General features: G+C 64.6%; 13 protein-coding genes. All 13 read right to left on the bottom strand.

The window, feature by feature from the left end:
* The coding region (locus B4N44_RS05475) for an ABC transporter permease (RefSeq protein WP_296697702.1) at window positions 1–2,177 on the bottom strand (2,177 nt) is incomplete at its 3' end.
* Window positions 2,174–2,899, bottom strand: coding sequence for an ABC transporter ATP-binding protein (locus B4N44_RS05480; RefSeq protein WP_296697842.1), 726 nt, complete (start codon window positions 2,897–2,899; stop codon window positions 2,174–2,176). The genes B4N44_RS05480 and B4N44_RS05475, both read right to left, overlap by 4 nt.
* 87 nt (window positions 2,900–2,986) lie before the next feature.
* Window positions 2,987–3,646 carry a thiopurine S-methyltransferase gene (locus tag B4N44_RS05485; protein WP_296697705.1) on the bottom strand — a complete coding sequence of 220 codons (660 nt, stop codon included), beginning with the start codon at window positions 3,644–3,646 and terminating at the stop codon, window positions 2,987–2,989.
* Between the two features lie 32 nt (window positions 3,647–3,678).
* Complete coding sequence (locus B4N44_RS05490; protein ID WP_296697845.1) at window positions 3,679–5,532, bottom strand: V-type ATP synthase subunit A; 1,854 nt, start codon at window positions 5,530–5,532, stop codon at window positions 3,679–3,681.
* 136 nt (window positions 5,533–5,668) lie between these two features.
* Complete coding sequence (locus tag B4N44_RS05495) at window positions 5,669–6,382, bottom strand: DUF2764 family protein (RefSeq protein ID WP_296697706.1); 714 nt, start codon at window positions 6,380–6,382, stop codon at window positions 5,669–5,671.
* A 15-nt stretch (window positions 6,383–6,397) separates the two neighbouring features.
* The gene (locus B4N44_RS05500; RefSeq protein ID WP_296697710.1) at window positions 6,398–7,135 is read right to left on the bottom strand and encodes a hypothetical protein; all 738 of its coding nucleotides are present in this window, start codon (window positions 7,133–7,135) and stop codon (window positions 6,398–6,400) included.
* Complete coding sequence (locus B4N44_RS05505; protein ID WP_296697713.1) at window positions 7,132–7,578, bottom strand: ATP synthase subunit C; 447 nt, start codon at window positions 7,576–7,578, stop codon at window positions 7,132–7,134. The genes B4N44_RS05500 and B4N44_RS05505 overlap by 4 nt, the downstream gene beginning before the upstream one ends.
* Window positions 7,575–9,380 (bottom strand): V-type ATP synthase subunit I, encoded by a 1,806-nt coding sequence (locus B4N44_RS05510; protein ID WP_296697716.1) that lies wholly within the window; start codon window positions 9,378–9,380, stop codon window positions 7,575–7,577. Before B4N44_RS05510 ends, B4N44_RS05505 begins: the two co-directional genes overlap by 4 nt.
* Window positions 9,377–9,982 carry a V-type ATP synthase subunit D gene (locus B4N44_RS05515; RefSeq protein ID WP_296697718.1) on the bottom strand — a complete coding sequence of 202 codons (606 nt, stop codon included), beginning with the start codon at window positions 9,980–9,982 and terminating at the stop codon, window positions 9,377–9,379. The genes B4N44_RS05510 and B4N44_RS05515 overlap by 4 nt, the downstream gene beginning before the upstream one ends.
* A gap of 18 nt (window positions 9,983–10,000) precedes the next feature.
* The gene (locus B4N44_RS05520) at window positions 10,001–11,371 is read right to left on the bottom strand and encodes a V-type ATP synthase subunit B (RefSeq protein ID WP_296697721.1); all 1,371 of its coding nucleotides are present in this window, start codon (window positions 11,369–11,371) and stop codon (window positions 10,001–10,003) included.
* 134 nt (window positions 11,372–11,505) lie between these two features.
* Entirely contained in the window at window positions 11,506–12,852 is a 1,347-nt protein-coding gene (locus B4N44_RS05525) for an ABC transporter permease (RefSeq protein ID WP_296697724.1), read from the bottom strand.
* The gene (locus tag B4N44_RS05530) at window positions 12,849–14,009 is read right to left on the bottom strand and encodes an ABC transporter permease (protein WP_296697726.1); all 1,161 of its coding nucleotides are present in this window, start codon (window positions 14,007–14,009) and stop codon (window positions 12,849–12,851) included. Before B4N44_RS05530 ends, B4N44_RS05525 begins: the two co-directional genes overlap by 4 nt.
* Before the next feature lie 95 nt (window positions 14,010–14,104).
* Window positions 14,105–14,353, bottom strand: a 249-nt coding sequence (locus tag B4N44_RS05535) for an ATP-binding cassette domain-containing protein (protein ID WP_296697731.1), incomplete at its 5' end; no start/stop codon positions are given.

A 14,353-nucleotide genomic window follows, 5' to 3' on the forward strand; every position in this document is an offset into this window, starting at 1 on the left:
ATCAGACAGCCCAGCGGAATGCTGACAACGGTCAGCAGACATTGCTCGGTCAGCAGCAAGACCGTAATTTCTGCGCGAGTGAAGCCAAGAATGCGCAGGCTGGCCAGCTCGGTGGCATGCTCGGAGAGCGAGAGACGGGCTGAGTTGTAAATAATGCCTGCTGCAATGACGCAGGCGAAAGCAATAAGGACGCTGTTATTGATGCGAATGTTTTCTCCGACGGTTGCCAGAAAACTCTGAATGGTGGCTTCGCGCAGACTGGTACCGGACAGTGCCGGCAATGACTTGATCTTCCGGAAAAATTCATCGGCCTGCAGCGCATCCAGCGCAAGCCAGGCGCCATTGGCTGTCGGTGTTTTTTGCAGCAGTCGCGATAATGCTTGCAAATCCATATAGGCAAAGGCACCGATGGGTTCCTCAAGCACCATGGCCACGGGTAGCTCAAGCTGCTGACGTCGTCCGGTCAGAAACTGGATTTCCACCACATCGCCGACCCTGATTTGCAAAAGATCGGCCAACATGCGTGAAGACACCAAGCCTTCGCCGGGAAGTTCTATCGAGCGCTCATGATCATCAACGGTCAGTCGTAGTTGTCGTTGTCGTTCAAGACCCGTGATGATGGTTCTTTTGTGCCGATGCCGAAAACGGATCGTGGCTGGGGCTGACAGAAAAGCTTCGGAGCGCACCACGCCGGGTAACCGTGCAAGACTTTGGACGGCATCGATTGAATACTCGTCGTTGAATGTGACGCTCAGATCTTCCCGCTGCAGAACGCGATACTGAAAACGGATGACTTCGTTAAGTGCATCGAATGAGAAAAGCCCGGTGATGACCAGCGCCGCAGACATTGACAGACCGAGGATCGTCAGCGAAGTTTTCAAGGGCGTTCGCAAGAGATTGCGCAGCACCATACGCAGCGCCAGGGGCATCAGCCGCCACAGCCCGGACTTTTCCAGATTGCTTTGTCGGTAACGCAAGGGTGATTCCGAGCGCATGGCCTCGGCAGGTTTCAGGCGCAACACACGGTGCACCGCAAGGCCCGCACCTAGCAGAGCGGCCATCAGGCTCAGGGCCAGCGCCACCAGAATAAGCGACGGTGACAAAGAGAACGACAGGCTCGGAAAATGAAAAAAGCGCGCATAGAGTTGCGCCAGTCCCGCACCCAGCCAGCTGCCCAGCGCAATGCCGGCGGCACTGCCCGCTACCACGGTCAGCAGGGCAAACTGCAGGTAGTGGCGGGCGATCGCTGCATTGCTGTAACCAAAACTCTTGAGCAAGCCGATCTGCATGCGCTGCAGCGCGGTTAGCCGCGACAACACGTTATGCACCAGAAATGCAGCGACGCTCAGAAAAATGGCCGGAATGACCGTCGCACTGACCCTGGTCTGGGCTAGTTCATTACTGATGAACTGATGCGAGAGCTGATCGTCGCGGCCAACGGCACCCAAGCCACCAAAGGGCTCAAGCAGTCCGTCCAAACGATGAATGACATCAGCCTCGCTAGCGCCAGGTGCTAGCGTCATCACGACGTCATTGAAGCCATCGCGCATGTCCAGTAAGCCACTGAGTGCTGCCTGATCCATCCACAAGACACCGAAGCGCCGGTAATCCGGGAATCCGGTGCCGCGCATTTCACTAATGTACTCGGGTGAAATCGCGATGCCCGTCACCGTCAGTCTTTCCCGTCGGCCATTAACGATGGCGTGCAGAACAGCGCCTGTTTGCAAGCTGTTGGCTAGCGCAAAAGCTTCACTGACGAGAATTTCATGACGATTGCCCTGATCAGGCAGTCGGCCTGCGCGCAGGTAAACGCGATTGAGATCGTTTTGGTTTGAGGGTCGCAGCGAAACCAGTCGCCCGGTGGCGGGCTCGCTGAGTCCGGGTACGTCGAGCGGGGCCTCGAAAACGACGCGTGCCTGTACCTCGGCGACGCCCTCGATACGACGTATGGCCGAGGTCATGCCCACAGGCGCGCGACGCAGACTGGCAAAAATATCGGCAAAGCGGTACTGCTGATAGTACGTATGCCGGGCCATCAGCAAAGCTTCATAAGCACCCCGCATGGTCACCAGACTGGCAATGCCGCACATGGCCACGGCGGCAATCGCCACCGCCTGAGAGCGTAACCGCCACAGGTCGCGCAGGAGCTTGCGCTGCAGAGATGAGGGAGGTTTCACCAGGAAAGCGCTGCGGCCGAGAGTCGTGTTGCATTCCGTGTGATGGCGGTAATGCGGCCGCTGCCGAGGAAGATGACGCGATCTGCCATGGCGGCGATGGCTGCATTGTGGGTAATAACGACGGTGACCGTGCCAAGTGTGGTGTTCGCTTGCGCCAACACATCGAGTACCAGCCGGCCAGTGGCCACATCGAGTGCGCCGGTCGGCTCGTCGCAGAGCAAAATGTCCGGCCGCTTGGCAATGGCACGAGCGATGGCCACACGCTGCTGTTCACCGCCCGAGAGCTGCGCCGGAAAATGGCCGATGCGATCCTTGAGGCCGACGAGTTCGAGCGCCTCCTCCGGCCGCATCGGATGGGCGGCGATCTCCGTCACCAGCGCGACGTTCTCCTTCGCGGTCAGGCTCGGAATGAGGTTGTAGAACTGGAAGACGAAGCCGACATATCTGCGCCGGAAAGCGGTCAGGGCCTTGTCGTCGGCGCCTGTCAGGTCCTGGTCCAGATAGCGGACCTCGCCTCCGGACGCGCGGTCGAGCCCACCGAGGATATTCAGCAGGGTGGATTTGCCCGATCCCGATGCCCCGAGCATGACGACCAGCTCGCCGGCATAGAGCTCGATATCGACGCCGCGCAGGGCTTGGATCTCGACCTCGCCCATGACATAGATCTTGGTGAGGTTCCTGACCGAAAAGACGACCTTGTCGCGAGCGTCCGGATCCCGCATCCGCGTCAAACCGGCGGCCGGCTCAGTCTGCACCGAGGTGCCTCGGGCGTCTCGACAACTGGGCTGAAAGGGTCATCATGCGACCTGTCAGGGCTGCGGCTCGAGCTTCCAGACGTGCTCGGCGAGCGCGCTGAGTCCGCGTCGGCGAAATCCCGGTGATTCGTCGATCACGTCGAAACTCGCCAGCGGCTCGATGCCGTAGCGGTCCCCGAAACGCGCTTGGACCTCGTCGCGACCGACCGAGAAGGGCGGACCGGACATCTCGGTTTGATCATAGTCGAGCGTGATCAGGAGGCTCTTTGCGGTCGCGGGCACGATGGTTTTGAAGTGCTCGGCGTAGGCGGGACGCATCTGCGGGGGGAGAGCGATCAGCGAGGCGCGGTCGAAGACGGCACCGACGCCCTCCAGATGCGCGGATGTGAGGTCGAAGTAGTCGCCGACGAGTACCCTCAGCTCGTCGACCGCATAGGTGCGAAACGGCGGCGTCTCCGTCACGCGGGGTTTAAGCCCGTTCTCGGCGAAGAACTCCGTAACCCCGAGCTCGCTGATCTCCACGCCGACGACACTGTGGCCCTGGCTGGCGAGCCAGAGAAGGTCGAGTGTCTTGCCGCAGAGCGGGACGAAGACCAGGGTCTCGGGCGCGAGGCCCAGATCGGGCCAGAACTCCTGCAGATGCACGTTGATCTCGGGCAGGTGCCACCCGGTTTCGCCATGCTGCCAACGGTCGAGCCAGAATTCAGGTGTCATTGGGGGGAAAGTGGCGAGTGGTGAATGAAACTTCAGGCCGTCATCGCGTCGATCTCGGCGAGCAGACGCGTGTAATCCGGCGATTCGGGTGCGGCGTAGTGGAAGTTCTTGAAGAGTCCCGTCAGCTTGTTGAAGTGATGTCGCACCATGGCCTTGTCCTCGAAGCTGCGCTCTTGCTCGACAATGCCCCAGACGCGATCGAAGGTGAGCTTTTGGCGATCCATGGGGACCGAGCCGTCGACGTCATCGAAGGCGTCCTGCTGGAGGAAGACCATGTCGAGGAAGAGCGCCTTTTGATAAACGACATAGTCCTCCGTCGTGATGCCTTCTTCGCCCGTGACCTGCATCATCTGCTGGACGCTCTCGCCGCGCAGCAGCAGATCCTTCAGGGCCTTGACACGCTCGATCCAGGTCGGGTCGAGGTTGCGGGCGTACCAGTCGGACAACTGCTCGAGGTAGCGCGACCAAGAGATCAACGGATCGATCGCCGGGTAGAAGCGCCGGTACGCACGATCGTAGGAGAGACCGAGGAAGCTCTTGACCGTGCTGAGTGTTCCCTGTGTGACGGGCTCTTCGAAGTTGCCCCCGGCCGGGGAGACGGTGCCGATCATGGTCAGGCTGCCCGAGCTGCCGTCGGCGCTGCGGATCAGGCCGGCGCGCTCGTAGACGCTGCGGATCGCCGATTCCAAATAGGCCGGGAAGGCCTCCTCGCCCGGGATCTCTTCCAGACGCCCCGAGGTCTCGCGCATCGCCTGCGCCCAGCGGGAGGTCGAGTCCGCCAGCAGCAGGACGTGATAGCCCATCTGGCGGTAATACTCGCCGAGGGTGATGCCGGTGTAGATCGACGCCTCGCGCGCCGCCACAGGCATGGAGGATGTGTTGCAGATGATGATGGTGCGGTCCATCAGAGAGCCGCCGGTCGCCGGATCCTTGATGCGCGGGAATTCCTGGATGGTTTCCACGACCTCGCCCGCACGCTCGCCGCAGGCAACGACCAGAACGATATCCACCCCCGCATGCTTGGCCAGCGAATGCTGCAGCACCGTCTTGCCGGCGCCGAAGGGGCCGGGGATGCAGGCCGTCCCGCCGCGCGCGACCGGGAAGAAGGTGTCGATGGTGCGCATCGTCGTGATCATTGGCTCGTTCGGATAGAGCCGCTCGGTCGTGCGTGCGCGCAGCATGTGCTCGGTCAGCGGGCGGCGCACCGGCCAGCGCTGGGTCAGGTCGACCGAGCGCTCCTCGCCCCGGGCATCGCGGATGCGCGCGACCGGGGTGTCGAGCGTCACGCTCCCTTCCTGGATCCAGGTGACCTCGACCTCGCCGACCTGATCGAACGGCACCATGATCTTGTGCGTGAAGCGGCCTTCCGCGACGGTGCCGAGCAGGCCGCCGGCCCCCAAGCGCGCACCTTGCGAGACGACGGGGACGAAGGACCATTTGCGCTCTCGATCCAGAGGATCGAGATCCACGCCACGCGGCAGAAAGATGCCGTGCTCGATGGCGATCTTGTCGAGCGGGCTTTGCAGACCGTCGTAAACCTGGCCGAGCAGGCCCGGGCCGAGGACGACCGACAACATCTCGCCGGTCTGCTCGACCGGGTCGCCGATGGTGATGCCGCGCGTGTCTTCGAACACCTGGACGTCTGCGGTATAGCCACGCACCCGCAGGACTTCGGCCTTGAGCCGTTCCTGGCGTCCGTCGGCGGCGGCCCGCCCCGGCAGGATGAGGACCACCTCGTTCTTCATCAGTGAGCGACGTGTCCCGTTTTCCCAACCGGCCTCGATGGTCACCAGGCTCTCCTGCACCGCCACGACACGGGCGAGTGCATCGGCCTGCGCGGGTGGCGGCGGCGAAGCCGTCGGTGCGGTCGAGTCGTCGTCGCGCATCTTGGCGAGGTCCTGTGTCGGGGAGGCGCTTTCGGATGCACGCGGCCGTTCCTCGTGCCTGGGCTTGCCTCGGGTCGTGTGTCTTGCCATGAATAGATCCAGTAGGGCGCCGACGTCGGGCCAGCGGTCGACAGGGTTAAACCGCGTCTAGTCGGGGTGCGGCGGCGGACGGGTGCAGACTCTTCTCGACCCCCGCCATCGCCTGCTCGACCAGTTCCTCGAAGCGTCGCGCGGCGTCAGCACCGTCGTACGTCGTCCAGCGCGCGATCATGTCCCAGCGCAGCACGTAGATAACGACGGCCTCGAAATCGAGATAATGCCCGTCGCTGCGGCTCTCCAAGTAGTTCCAGACCGCCCCGAGCAGCAGGCGCTCGAGATCGACGGTGGCGCCGCGGCGGAGCAGGCGCTCAGCCTCCGGCAGCCAGGGAAAGGCACGCTCGAGACCGAAGGCGGGCTCGTTCCAGTGCTGCATGATTCGACCCACCCAGCGGCCGAAGCCCCAGCGGCGGTCGCGCGGCGCGGACTCGCCGCGGTGCCGCCGCCGCAGGGCGGCAATCAGGGTGCGCATCTCGAGGCGCCAGGTCACCAGGTCGCGGATGAAGGGATTCGTGATCCCGTCGATGACCTGTTGGGCTCGCACCACGGCTTGGGGGTCGGTCCGGTCGGGCTCTTGTTGCGCCCATTCGAGCAGCCGTCTGGCGTGGCGCAGACAGTCCGCCTCGATCGGATCCAGCAAGGCGAGACGCTGATTCAGCCGAATGCGCGACAAGGGGGTCTGCTTGGCACCGAAGAGCGGGCCGTGATACGGCAGGGAGCTCAGGAGCATCGCGTAACGGTCGGAGTGCGCCACGGTCGCCTCGGTTCCTTACTTCACCATGCCTTCGAGGATCGCCCGAAAGCGCGGCTGCAGGTGCGCCAGCAGGGTGGCCGCGACCGTCTCGTCGGTCAGGTCGATGTGCACGTCCTTGCCCTTGAGCGCGAGCCGGATGCCCTTGCCTTCGGCGCGGGCGGCGACCCCGAAGGTCACGCCCTCGGCCAGGATGTTGCCCGCCAAAGAGAGCACGAAGTGCGACAAGGATCCTTCGCGCAGCTCCAGTGGGTTGCGGCGAAGCTCGTCCGGGCTCACCAACGCCTTGGGCAATTGGATCTCGACCTCCTGTCCGGCGTCGACCCCGGCCTCCGCGCGTGCCTTGGCGGCCACCTCCAGGATCAAGCGCTCGAGGAATGCCTCCTGCTCGATCTTGGCGGCGATCAGGCGTTTGACCTCGTCGCTGAAGCGATCGGCGAGGTCGGCCTTGAGCCGCAGCACGGTGTCGCGCATGGCGATCCGCAGCGCCTCTTCGCCGCCCTTGCGCAGCGCATCGACCTCCTGTTGGGTCGCCTCACGGATCGCCTTGGCCCGGTTCTCGGCATCGCGAACGATGCGGGCGGCCTCGCGTCGTGCCTCCGCCTCGATGCGCTGCGCCTCGGCCTGGCCGACCTGGACACCCTCGTCGCGCAGTCGCTCGATCAGGGCCTCGACGCCGGAGGATGCCAGGCCCTTGAGTGCGCCCTTGTCTTCTGTCGTCATGGTCTCGCGCCCCTCGCTGCTGGTGCGGCTCATCCGGGGATCCCGCCGGCCAACACCAGCGCGAACACGAAGGCGAACACCGCAAAGCCCTCGACGATGGCAGCCGGCGCCAACGACAGACCGAAGATCTCGGGCTTGGTCTTGCTGGCATGAATCGCCGAGGCGCAGGCCTGACCCTGACGCATGGCCGAGACGAGCAGCGCGAGACCCGAGAGCAGACCGATGCCGAAGAGCGCCGGCGCGCTCACGGGCGTGACGTCGCGCTGCAGGCTGAACATGATGACGATGCCGTAAATGACCTGCGAAGAGGGCATCACCGACACACCGATGTAACGTCCGTATCCGGAATCGGTGTCGACCATCGCCCCGATCGCCGCCTGTCCGGCCACCGCGCAGCCGATGACGCTGCCGATCGCACCCAGGGCCATGGGGGAGAAGAGCCCGGCCCAGCCCAGCGCAACCACAAATTCGTTCATTCGCGCAACTCCGTCCGTTTAAAGGGTTTGAAGGGGTAGCCTTCGCCGGCCAGGGCCCAGTTGTAGAATTCGATGAAGTTCAGGCGCAGCCCGTGGACCACGCCGCTCATGAGCGCGAGCATCAGATTGAGCGTGTGACCGGCCAAGAGGATGAGGATGGCGAGCAGCAGCCCCAGACCGGGTAGCTCGGTCGCGACATTGCGGGCCAGGCCGTTGAAGGTCATCGCCATCGAGGCGGAGGCCAGGCCGAGCGCGAAGAGCCGCAGATAGGACAGCACATCCCCGAAGACCTGTGTGACCCGCACCAGGTTGCTCAGGCCGTCGAAGCCGCGCAGGGCCAGCGCCTTCACACCGTCCACACGGCGATCGCTGCCCAGAAGCAGGACCACGGCGAGCCCGAGGCCCATCAGGATCTGAGCCGAGAGGATCACCCACGCGGGCGCATGGGCATCCCCCGCGATCCAGAGCGAAAAGCCGCCGAGCATCACCGCGATCCAGCCGATCGCCACACGTCCCGCGGCTCGGCCGCGTTGGGCGCCCGCCATCTCGAGATTGGCGAGGATCAGGTGGACGACACCGATCCCGACCGACAGGCGCATCATGACCTCGAAATCGTTGATATCCAGCAGATGCAGCTGTCCCGGCAGACTGTCCGGCCGGGGTGCGAAACCGAAATAGCTGCCGACCAGGACACCCCAAACCACGGATGTGCCGACCAGCGCCGCGGCCAGGATGCGCAGACGTCCGCCGAGCGCGCTGCTGCCGATCTTGCGCCAATAGGCCAGCAGCAGGACACCTAGGAGGGCGGCATAGCCGGCATCCGAAAGGATCATCGCGAAGAAGGCCGCGAAGGAGAAGAACAACATGCGCGAGGGATCCCAGGCGTCGTAGGCCGGCATCTGGTAGAAGGCCACCAGGTCCTGGCCGGCGGCGATGGGGCCGGGATTGTCGAGCAGGGTCGGCGGTGCGTCGTGCGGTCCGGGCTCTTCCATCAGGAGTGCCAGGCCCCGGTGCTCGGCGAACGCCTGGACCGGCGCGACGGCGTCCTCGGGCACCCAGCCCTGCACCAGAAAGAGCGACTCCTCGTCGCGCGTCTGCGCCTGTGCGTGACGAAGCTGGGCCTCGTCCTCGGCTTGGGCGAGATGTGTCGAGAGGAGATAGATCCAGCGGGTCAGGGCAACGTGCTCGGCCTGGATCTCTTCGAGCTCAAGCTCGGCCGTTTCGAGACGGCGGCGGACCTCGGTCAGACTCAGTGCCCCGGCCAGGGTGCGCGGCACCGGCAGGGCGTCGCGGGGCGGCTCGTCCGGGTGGATCACCACGACCCAGGATTGACGGTGGTCGCGATGCACCACCTGCCAGGGCAGCTCGAGCGTCGCGAGCTGTGCCATCTGGCGCTGCGGCACGATGTAGAACCAAAACTTGCGCCCGGCCAGATCCTGCTCGGGCGGCAGGGTGAAATCGCCCCAGGGCTCGAGCTCGGCGATGCGCTCGACCAGGGCGTCGCGGCGGTCGCTCACGTCGCGCAGGCGTTGTTGATTCTCCAGGACGGCGGCGATGGTGCCGGGCAGATCGAAGCCCGCCGGGTCACGCACCTGACGACGCTTCTCGCGCATGTCCTGCAAGTATCGCAGGGCCTGCAGCGCCTCGACGGCGTGGCTGGCCGGCTCCTTCTCGGGCTCCCTCGGCGCCGGACGCAACGGGATCAGATGCAGACAGCCGAGCGTCTGGAGCCGCTCGAGCACGCCGTCCTTGTCCGTGGCAAGACCGGCCAGGGTCAGGCGCGTCAGACGTTGGATGCTCATGCCGAGGCCTCTCCGAGTCGTTTGCCCTTCGCGATCTTCGAGCGCACGATCGCCGCGCGCTCGCTGTCCGAGAGGTGGACGCGAATCCGCTTGATGTTCTCGCGCGTGCGCGGGATCAATACCTTGTCGAACAGATTCACCCGCTGCGTCACCTTGCGCACTGCTTCATCGAGCAAGACGAGACGCCGATCGTGCAGCGCCAGCTGGGCTTGGAGCGTCAACATCTCGGAGAGTGCATCGACCAAGACGTCCACCCAGTGGGGTTTGCTCAAGAGGCCGTAGTCGCGCTTGACGAGGTCGAGCCCTTCGAGCACGGGCAGGCGCGTGCCGAGGAGATTTTCCTCGCCGAGGCGTGCGCCGCGCACCTGCACCAGGCCGGACAGGTCGATCTCGCGATTGGCGAGCATGGGTAGATTCTCCGTCACCTGCTTGCGCAGCACCGCGATCTTGCGACGGGTCTCCCCTTGCGCCAGGACCTCTTTGGCGCGCTCGGTCATGATCTGTTTGCGCTTCAGATCGAGCGAGGGCAGGTAGCGCTCGTAGGTCTGCAGCGCACGGTTCTGCTTGGCCAGCGAGGACTTGCTGAGACTGACGCGTGACATGCGATGGTCTGCTCCGCGTCAAGCCGCCGCTTGAATCGGCGCGTCGTCGTCGAGCGTCGGGAGATACTTGTCGATCAGGGTCTCCTTCATCAGCAGCTCGTCTCGAGTGAAACATTCGGCCAGGGTCCGCCAGCAGAGATCCAAGCCCTTCTCCAGCGGGATGCTGACATCGATATCCATGAAGCGCTTCCGGAAGAGGTTCCCGAACTTGATCAAGCGGATGTCGAATTCGGACAGATCGAAGGCCATTGCCTGCTTTTGCTCGGCATCGCGGGCGCCCGAGTAGAAACGGATCATGGTGTTCATGATCTGGCTGTGGTCCTCGCGTGTGACCTTGCCGACCACGTGCTGCTTCAGGCGCGAGAGCGAGCCGAAGGGGTCGAGCACGCCGTCGTGGAGATAAAACTGACCTTCCGTGATGTAGCCGGTGTTGTCCGGCACCGGGTGGGTGACATCGCCTCCCGGCATCGTGGTCACGGTGAGGATGGTGAGCGAGCCGCCGTCCTTGAAGTCGGCAGCCTTCTCGTAACGTCGTGCAAGTTGCGAATACAGATCGCCCATGTAGCCGCGATTGGACGGCACGGCCTCCATCGCGATACCCACCTCCTTCATGGCGTCGGCATAGGCGGTCATGTCGCTCAGCAGAACGAGGACACGCTTGCCCTCCTCGACCGCGAACCGCTCCGCGACCGCAAGGGCCATATCGGGAACCAGCAGGCGCTCGACCACCGGGTCGGAGGCGAGGTTGACGAACATGACGGTCCGGGCGAACACGCCGGCGTCCTCGAAGCGGCGCAGAAAAAAGTGATAGTCGTCGAAGATGAGACCGAGCCCGCCGAAGACGACAATGTCGGCATCCGCCTGGATCCCGATACGCGCCAGCAGAGCGTTGTAAGGCTCCCCTGCGACCGAGAAGATCGGGATCTTCTGGCTCTCCACCAAGGAGTTGAAGATGTCGATCATCGGGACATCGGTGCGCACCATCTTGGAGGCGAGCGAGCGTCGCGCCGGGTTTGCCGAGGGGCCGTCGATCTCGATCTTGGGATCTTGAGCGAGGCCGGGCCCGGTATCGAAGGGGGTGCCGTCGCCGCGAAAGACGCGACCCAGGACGTTGGGCGAGTAGGTCACGCGCATCGGATGACCGAGGAAGCGGACCGACGCCTGCGTGGAGAGCCCCTTGGTCCCGGAGAAGACCTGCAGCGACACCAGCTCGCCTTCGAGCCTGATGACGCGCGCCATCGATTTGAAACCGCTCGGATCCTCGACCCATCCCAGGTCGCCGAACGCGACACGTTGGCCTTGCTCGGACACCGGGGGCGGAACCAGGACCTTGAGCAGGTCGCCGACGATCTCGACGACCTTCGAATAGCGCACGAGCGTGTGGGACATCGGACGTCTTTCCCCGCGTATTTGGGTGCCTGTTGCAGGTCACGTGCGATCGCGTGACTCCGAATTCTCGGACGCCGAGTCTAGTCTGCCCTCTCTGGAGGATCAAATGAAACGCGATGCGCGGGCGCTGTTGCTCAAGACTCCCGCAACGCCGTCGTCACCGGAAGCCTGGCGGCACGCAGCGCCGGGAAGATGCCCCCGATGAATCCGATGCCGAGCGCCCACTGCAGGCCGCGAATCAGAAGCTCCGGGGTGACCTGGAACTGGAAGACCACCTGACTGAAGTTGGATCCTAAGGTCGAGACCGTAAAGCCGTGAAACAAGGCCCAGGCGATCCCGGCCCCGAGGATCCCGCCGACACAGGCCAAGGCCATGGTCTCGAGCATGACGGCAACGACGACCGGCAGTCCGGTAAAGCCCAACGCACGCAAGGTGGCGATCTCGCGCGCCCGGCTCGCGACCGCCGCATACATGGTGTTGAGCGCACCGAAGACCGCCCCGAGCGCCATCATGACGGCGACCCCGATGCCGACCGCCCGGATCACCCGAGTGAGACGCTCCGACTGTTTGCCGTAATAGGCGCGCGTGGTCTGCACCTCGACCCGCAGGCGCGGGTCGGCGCTCAAGGCCGCGCGCAGGCGTTCGATTGCCGCCGGTTCGACCAACCGCACGGCGACGGACTGAAAGCCGTTGCGCCGGTAGGCCGCCGCGATGGACTCGGCGTCGCCCCAGACTTCGGACTCGTGCGTATCGCCGGAGGCGAAGACGCCGACGATGCGCCAGTCCTGATTGTTGAGGACGATGCTGTCGCCGATCTCGAGTCCGCTGAACTGTTGCAGTGCGCCCCGTCCGACGATCAGCTCGCGCAGTCCCGGCCGGAAGGGTCGCCCCTCGACGATCCGAACCTGCGGACGTACCGCCCAAGCGGCCGGCCCGACGCCGCGGACCTCGAGATTCGCATCCGTCCCCGTCGTTCGCTTCGGGACACTGGCGACGACCACCACCTCGGCCGATGCGACGGGGCGGTCGTTCGCATCGCGCTTGATGCCCGGTGCCTGGATGATCAGCGTCGTTGAGGGACGATCCAGCGCCGAAGAGAGCTCGGCATTGGCCGCGGCGCGCAGCACCAGCGCCGTGTCGTTGCTGCCGGCACCCGTGAGCGTCGCCTCGAAGCCCGCCGCCATCGCCTGCAAGGCGACCAGAACACCGACCACCCCGGCGATACCGACCACCACGACCGAGGTCGCCCCGATGCGCTCGGGTACCGTGCTCAAGCCGACGCGGGCGACCGCGAGCGCCTGCCGCCCGGTTCGCATCAGCGCCAGCCAGGCGACGAACACCAGCGCGAGCGCAACGACGAGCATCGGGGCCAGGATCCAGATCCCGAAGAAGGCCGCGATGGCGACCCCCGCGGCGATCGTGGGCAACGCCGATCGCAGGTGAGCCAGGGCAGCGCCCGACGCCGTCGGTCGGTCGCTCATCGGCCCGCCAACGCATCGACGATCCCCAGGCGCATCGCCTTGAGCGCGGGCGGCAGTCCGACCAGGATGCCGATGCCCAGCATCAAGCCGACCCCCAGCCACCAGCTCTCCGGACGCATCGCGACATCGAGCTGACCGGAGCTGGCCTCGCCGATCACCGGAAGGGCCAGAGCCGCGAGCATGAGCCCGATCAGCCCCCCGAGCAGCAGCAGGACGAGCGCCTCGGCCATGACAAGCAGAAGGACCGCGCGGTTGGCGAATCCGAGTGTCTTGAGCACCGCCAGCTCGGGGATCCGCTCGCGGATGGATTGCGCCATAGTGTTGCCGGTGAGCAGCACCAGGGTGAAGAAGACCGCCGCCATGATCGCCGTGACGATGAGCCCGATGTCGCCGATCTGCTTGGCGAACGAGAGCTGGAACTCGCGCTCGCTCTGGGTGCGTGTTTCGAAGGCTGAATTGGCGAACTGGCGGTCGATCGCCTGCGCGATCCGGTCGGCCTGCGACGCGTCCTCGACCCGCACGATGTACCAGCCGACCGTACCTTGTCCGATCTCGCGACCTTCGTCGAAGTAGGTGTGGTGAAACAACAGCTGCTTCTCGGAGCCGCGAAGTTCCGGCCGGGCGGCGGCAAAGATGCCGACGAGGTCGAAGGTCCAGACTTCCCCGCCGTCGCGGTGCGGATAGATGGTCGGTCGCAAGGGGATCTTGTCGCCGACCTTCCATCCGTGCAAATCCGCGAGCGCCCGTCCGGCGATCGCCCCGGTACGCATCTTGATGAAGGCTTGGCGCTGCGCTTGGGGCAGAACCAGCTCCGGATACATGTCGAGATAGCTTTCGGGCTCGACCGGGAAGTTCGGGAAGAAGTTCTTCGGGTCCTGATAGATGCCCCCGAACCAGCTCGCGTAGGTCACCGCCTTCACGCCGGGCGTCGACTGGATTCGGGCCAGATCCGCATAGGGCAAGGGCTGAATCAGCGAGAGACGCGAGGAGGTGATGAGCCGATCGATCCCGATGACGCTCTGAGGCGCGTTGAACGCCACCCGCACGGCGTCCAGCATGCCGAAGAGCGCAAAGGCCGCCGCTACGGAAAGCAGCGTCAGCAGTGTGCGCGTCTTCTTGCGCATGAGTGCGGCGAAGAGGAGGGGGAGGTATTTCATCGCGAGCGGAGCCTCCGGCCACCAGCCACCAGCCGCCTGCCGACAGAGGTCGGGAGCAGCGCGCAGGATGGGTAGAGCGCAGCGAAACCCATCCTTCACGCTCCGATTTCAGCTTGCTCGACCAGAATCCCCTTATCCAAATGAAGGACCCGTCGAGCAAACTCGGCCGCTTTTGGATCGTGGGTCACCATGATCATGGTCTTGCCGTACTCGCGGTTGAGCCGTTGCAGGAGGGTCAGCACCTCCTCGGCCGAGTGGCGGTCGAGATCGCCCGTGGGCTCGTCGCAGACCAAAAGCGTCGGATCCGAGACGATCGCTCGTGCAATGGCGACGCGCTGCTGCTG

Origin of the sequence: Thiocapsa sp. UBA6158, from assembly GCF_002423035.1 — a bacterium.
Classification (GTDB): domain Bacteria; phylum Pseudomonadota; class Gammaproteobacteria; order Chromatiales; family Chromatiaceae; genus Thiocapsa.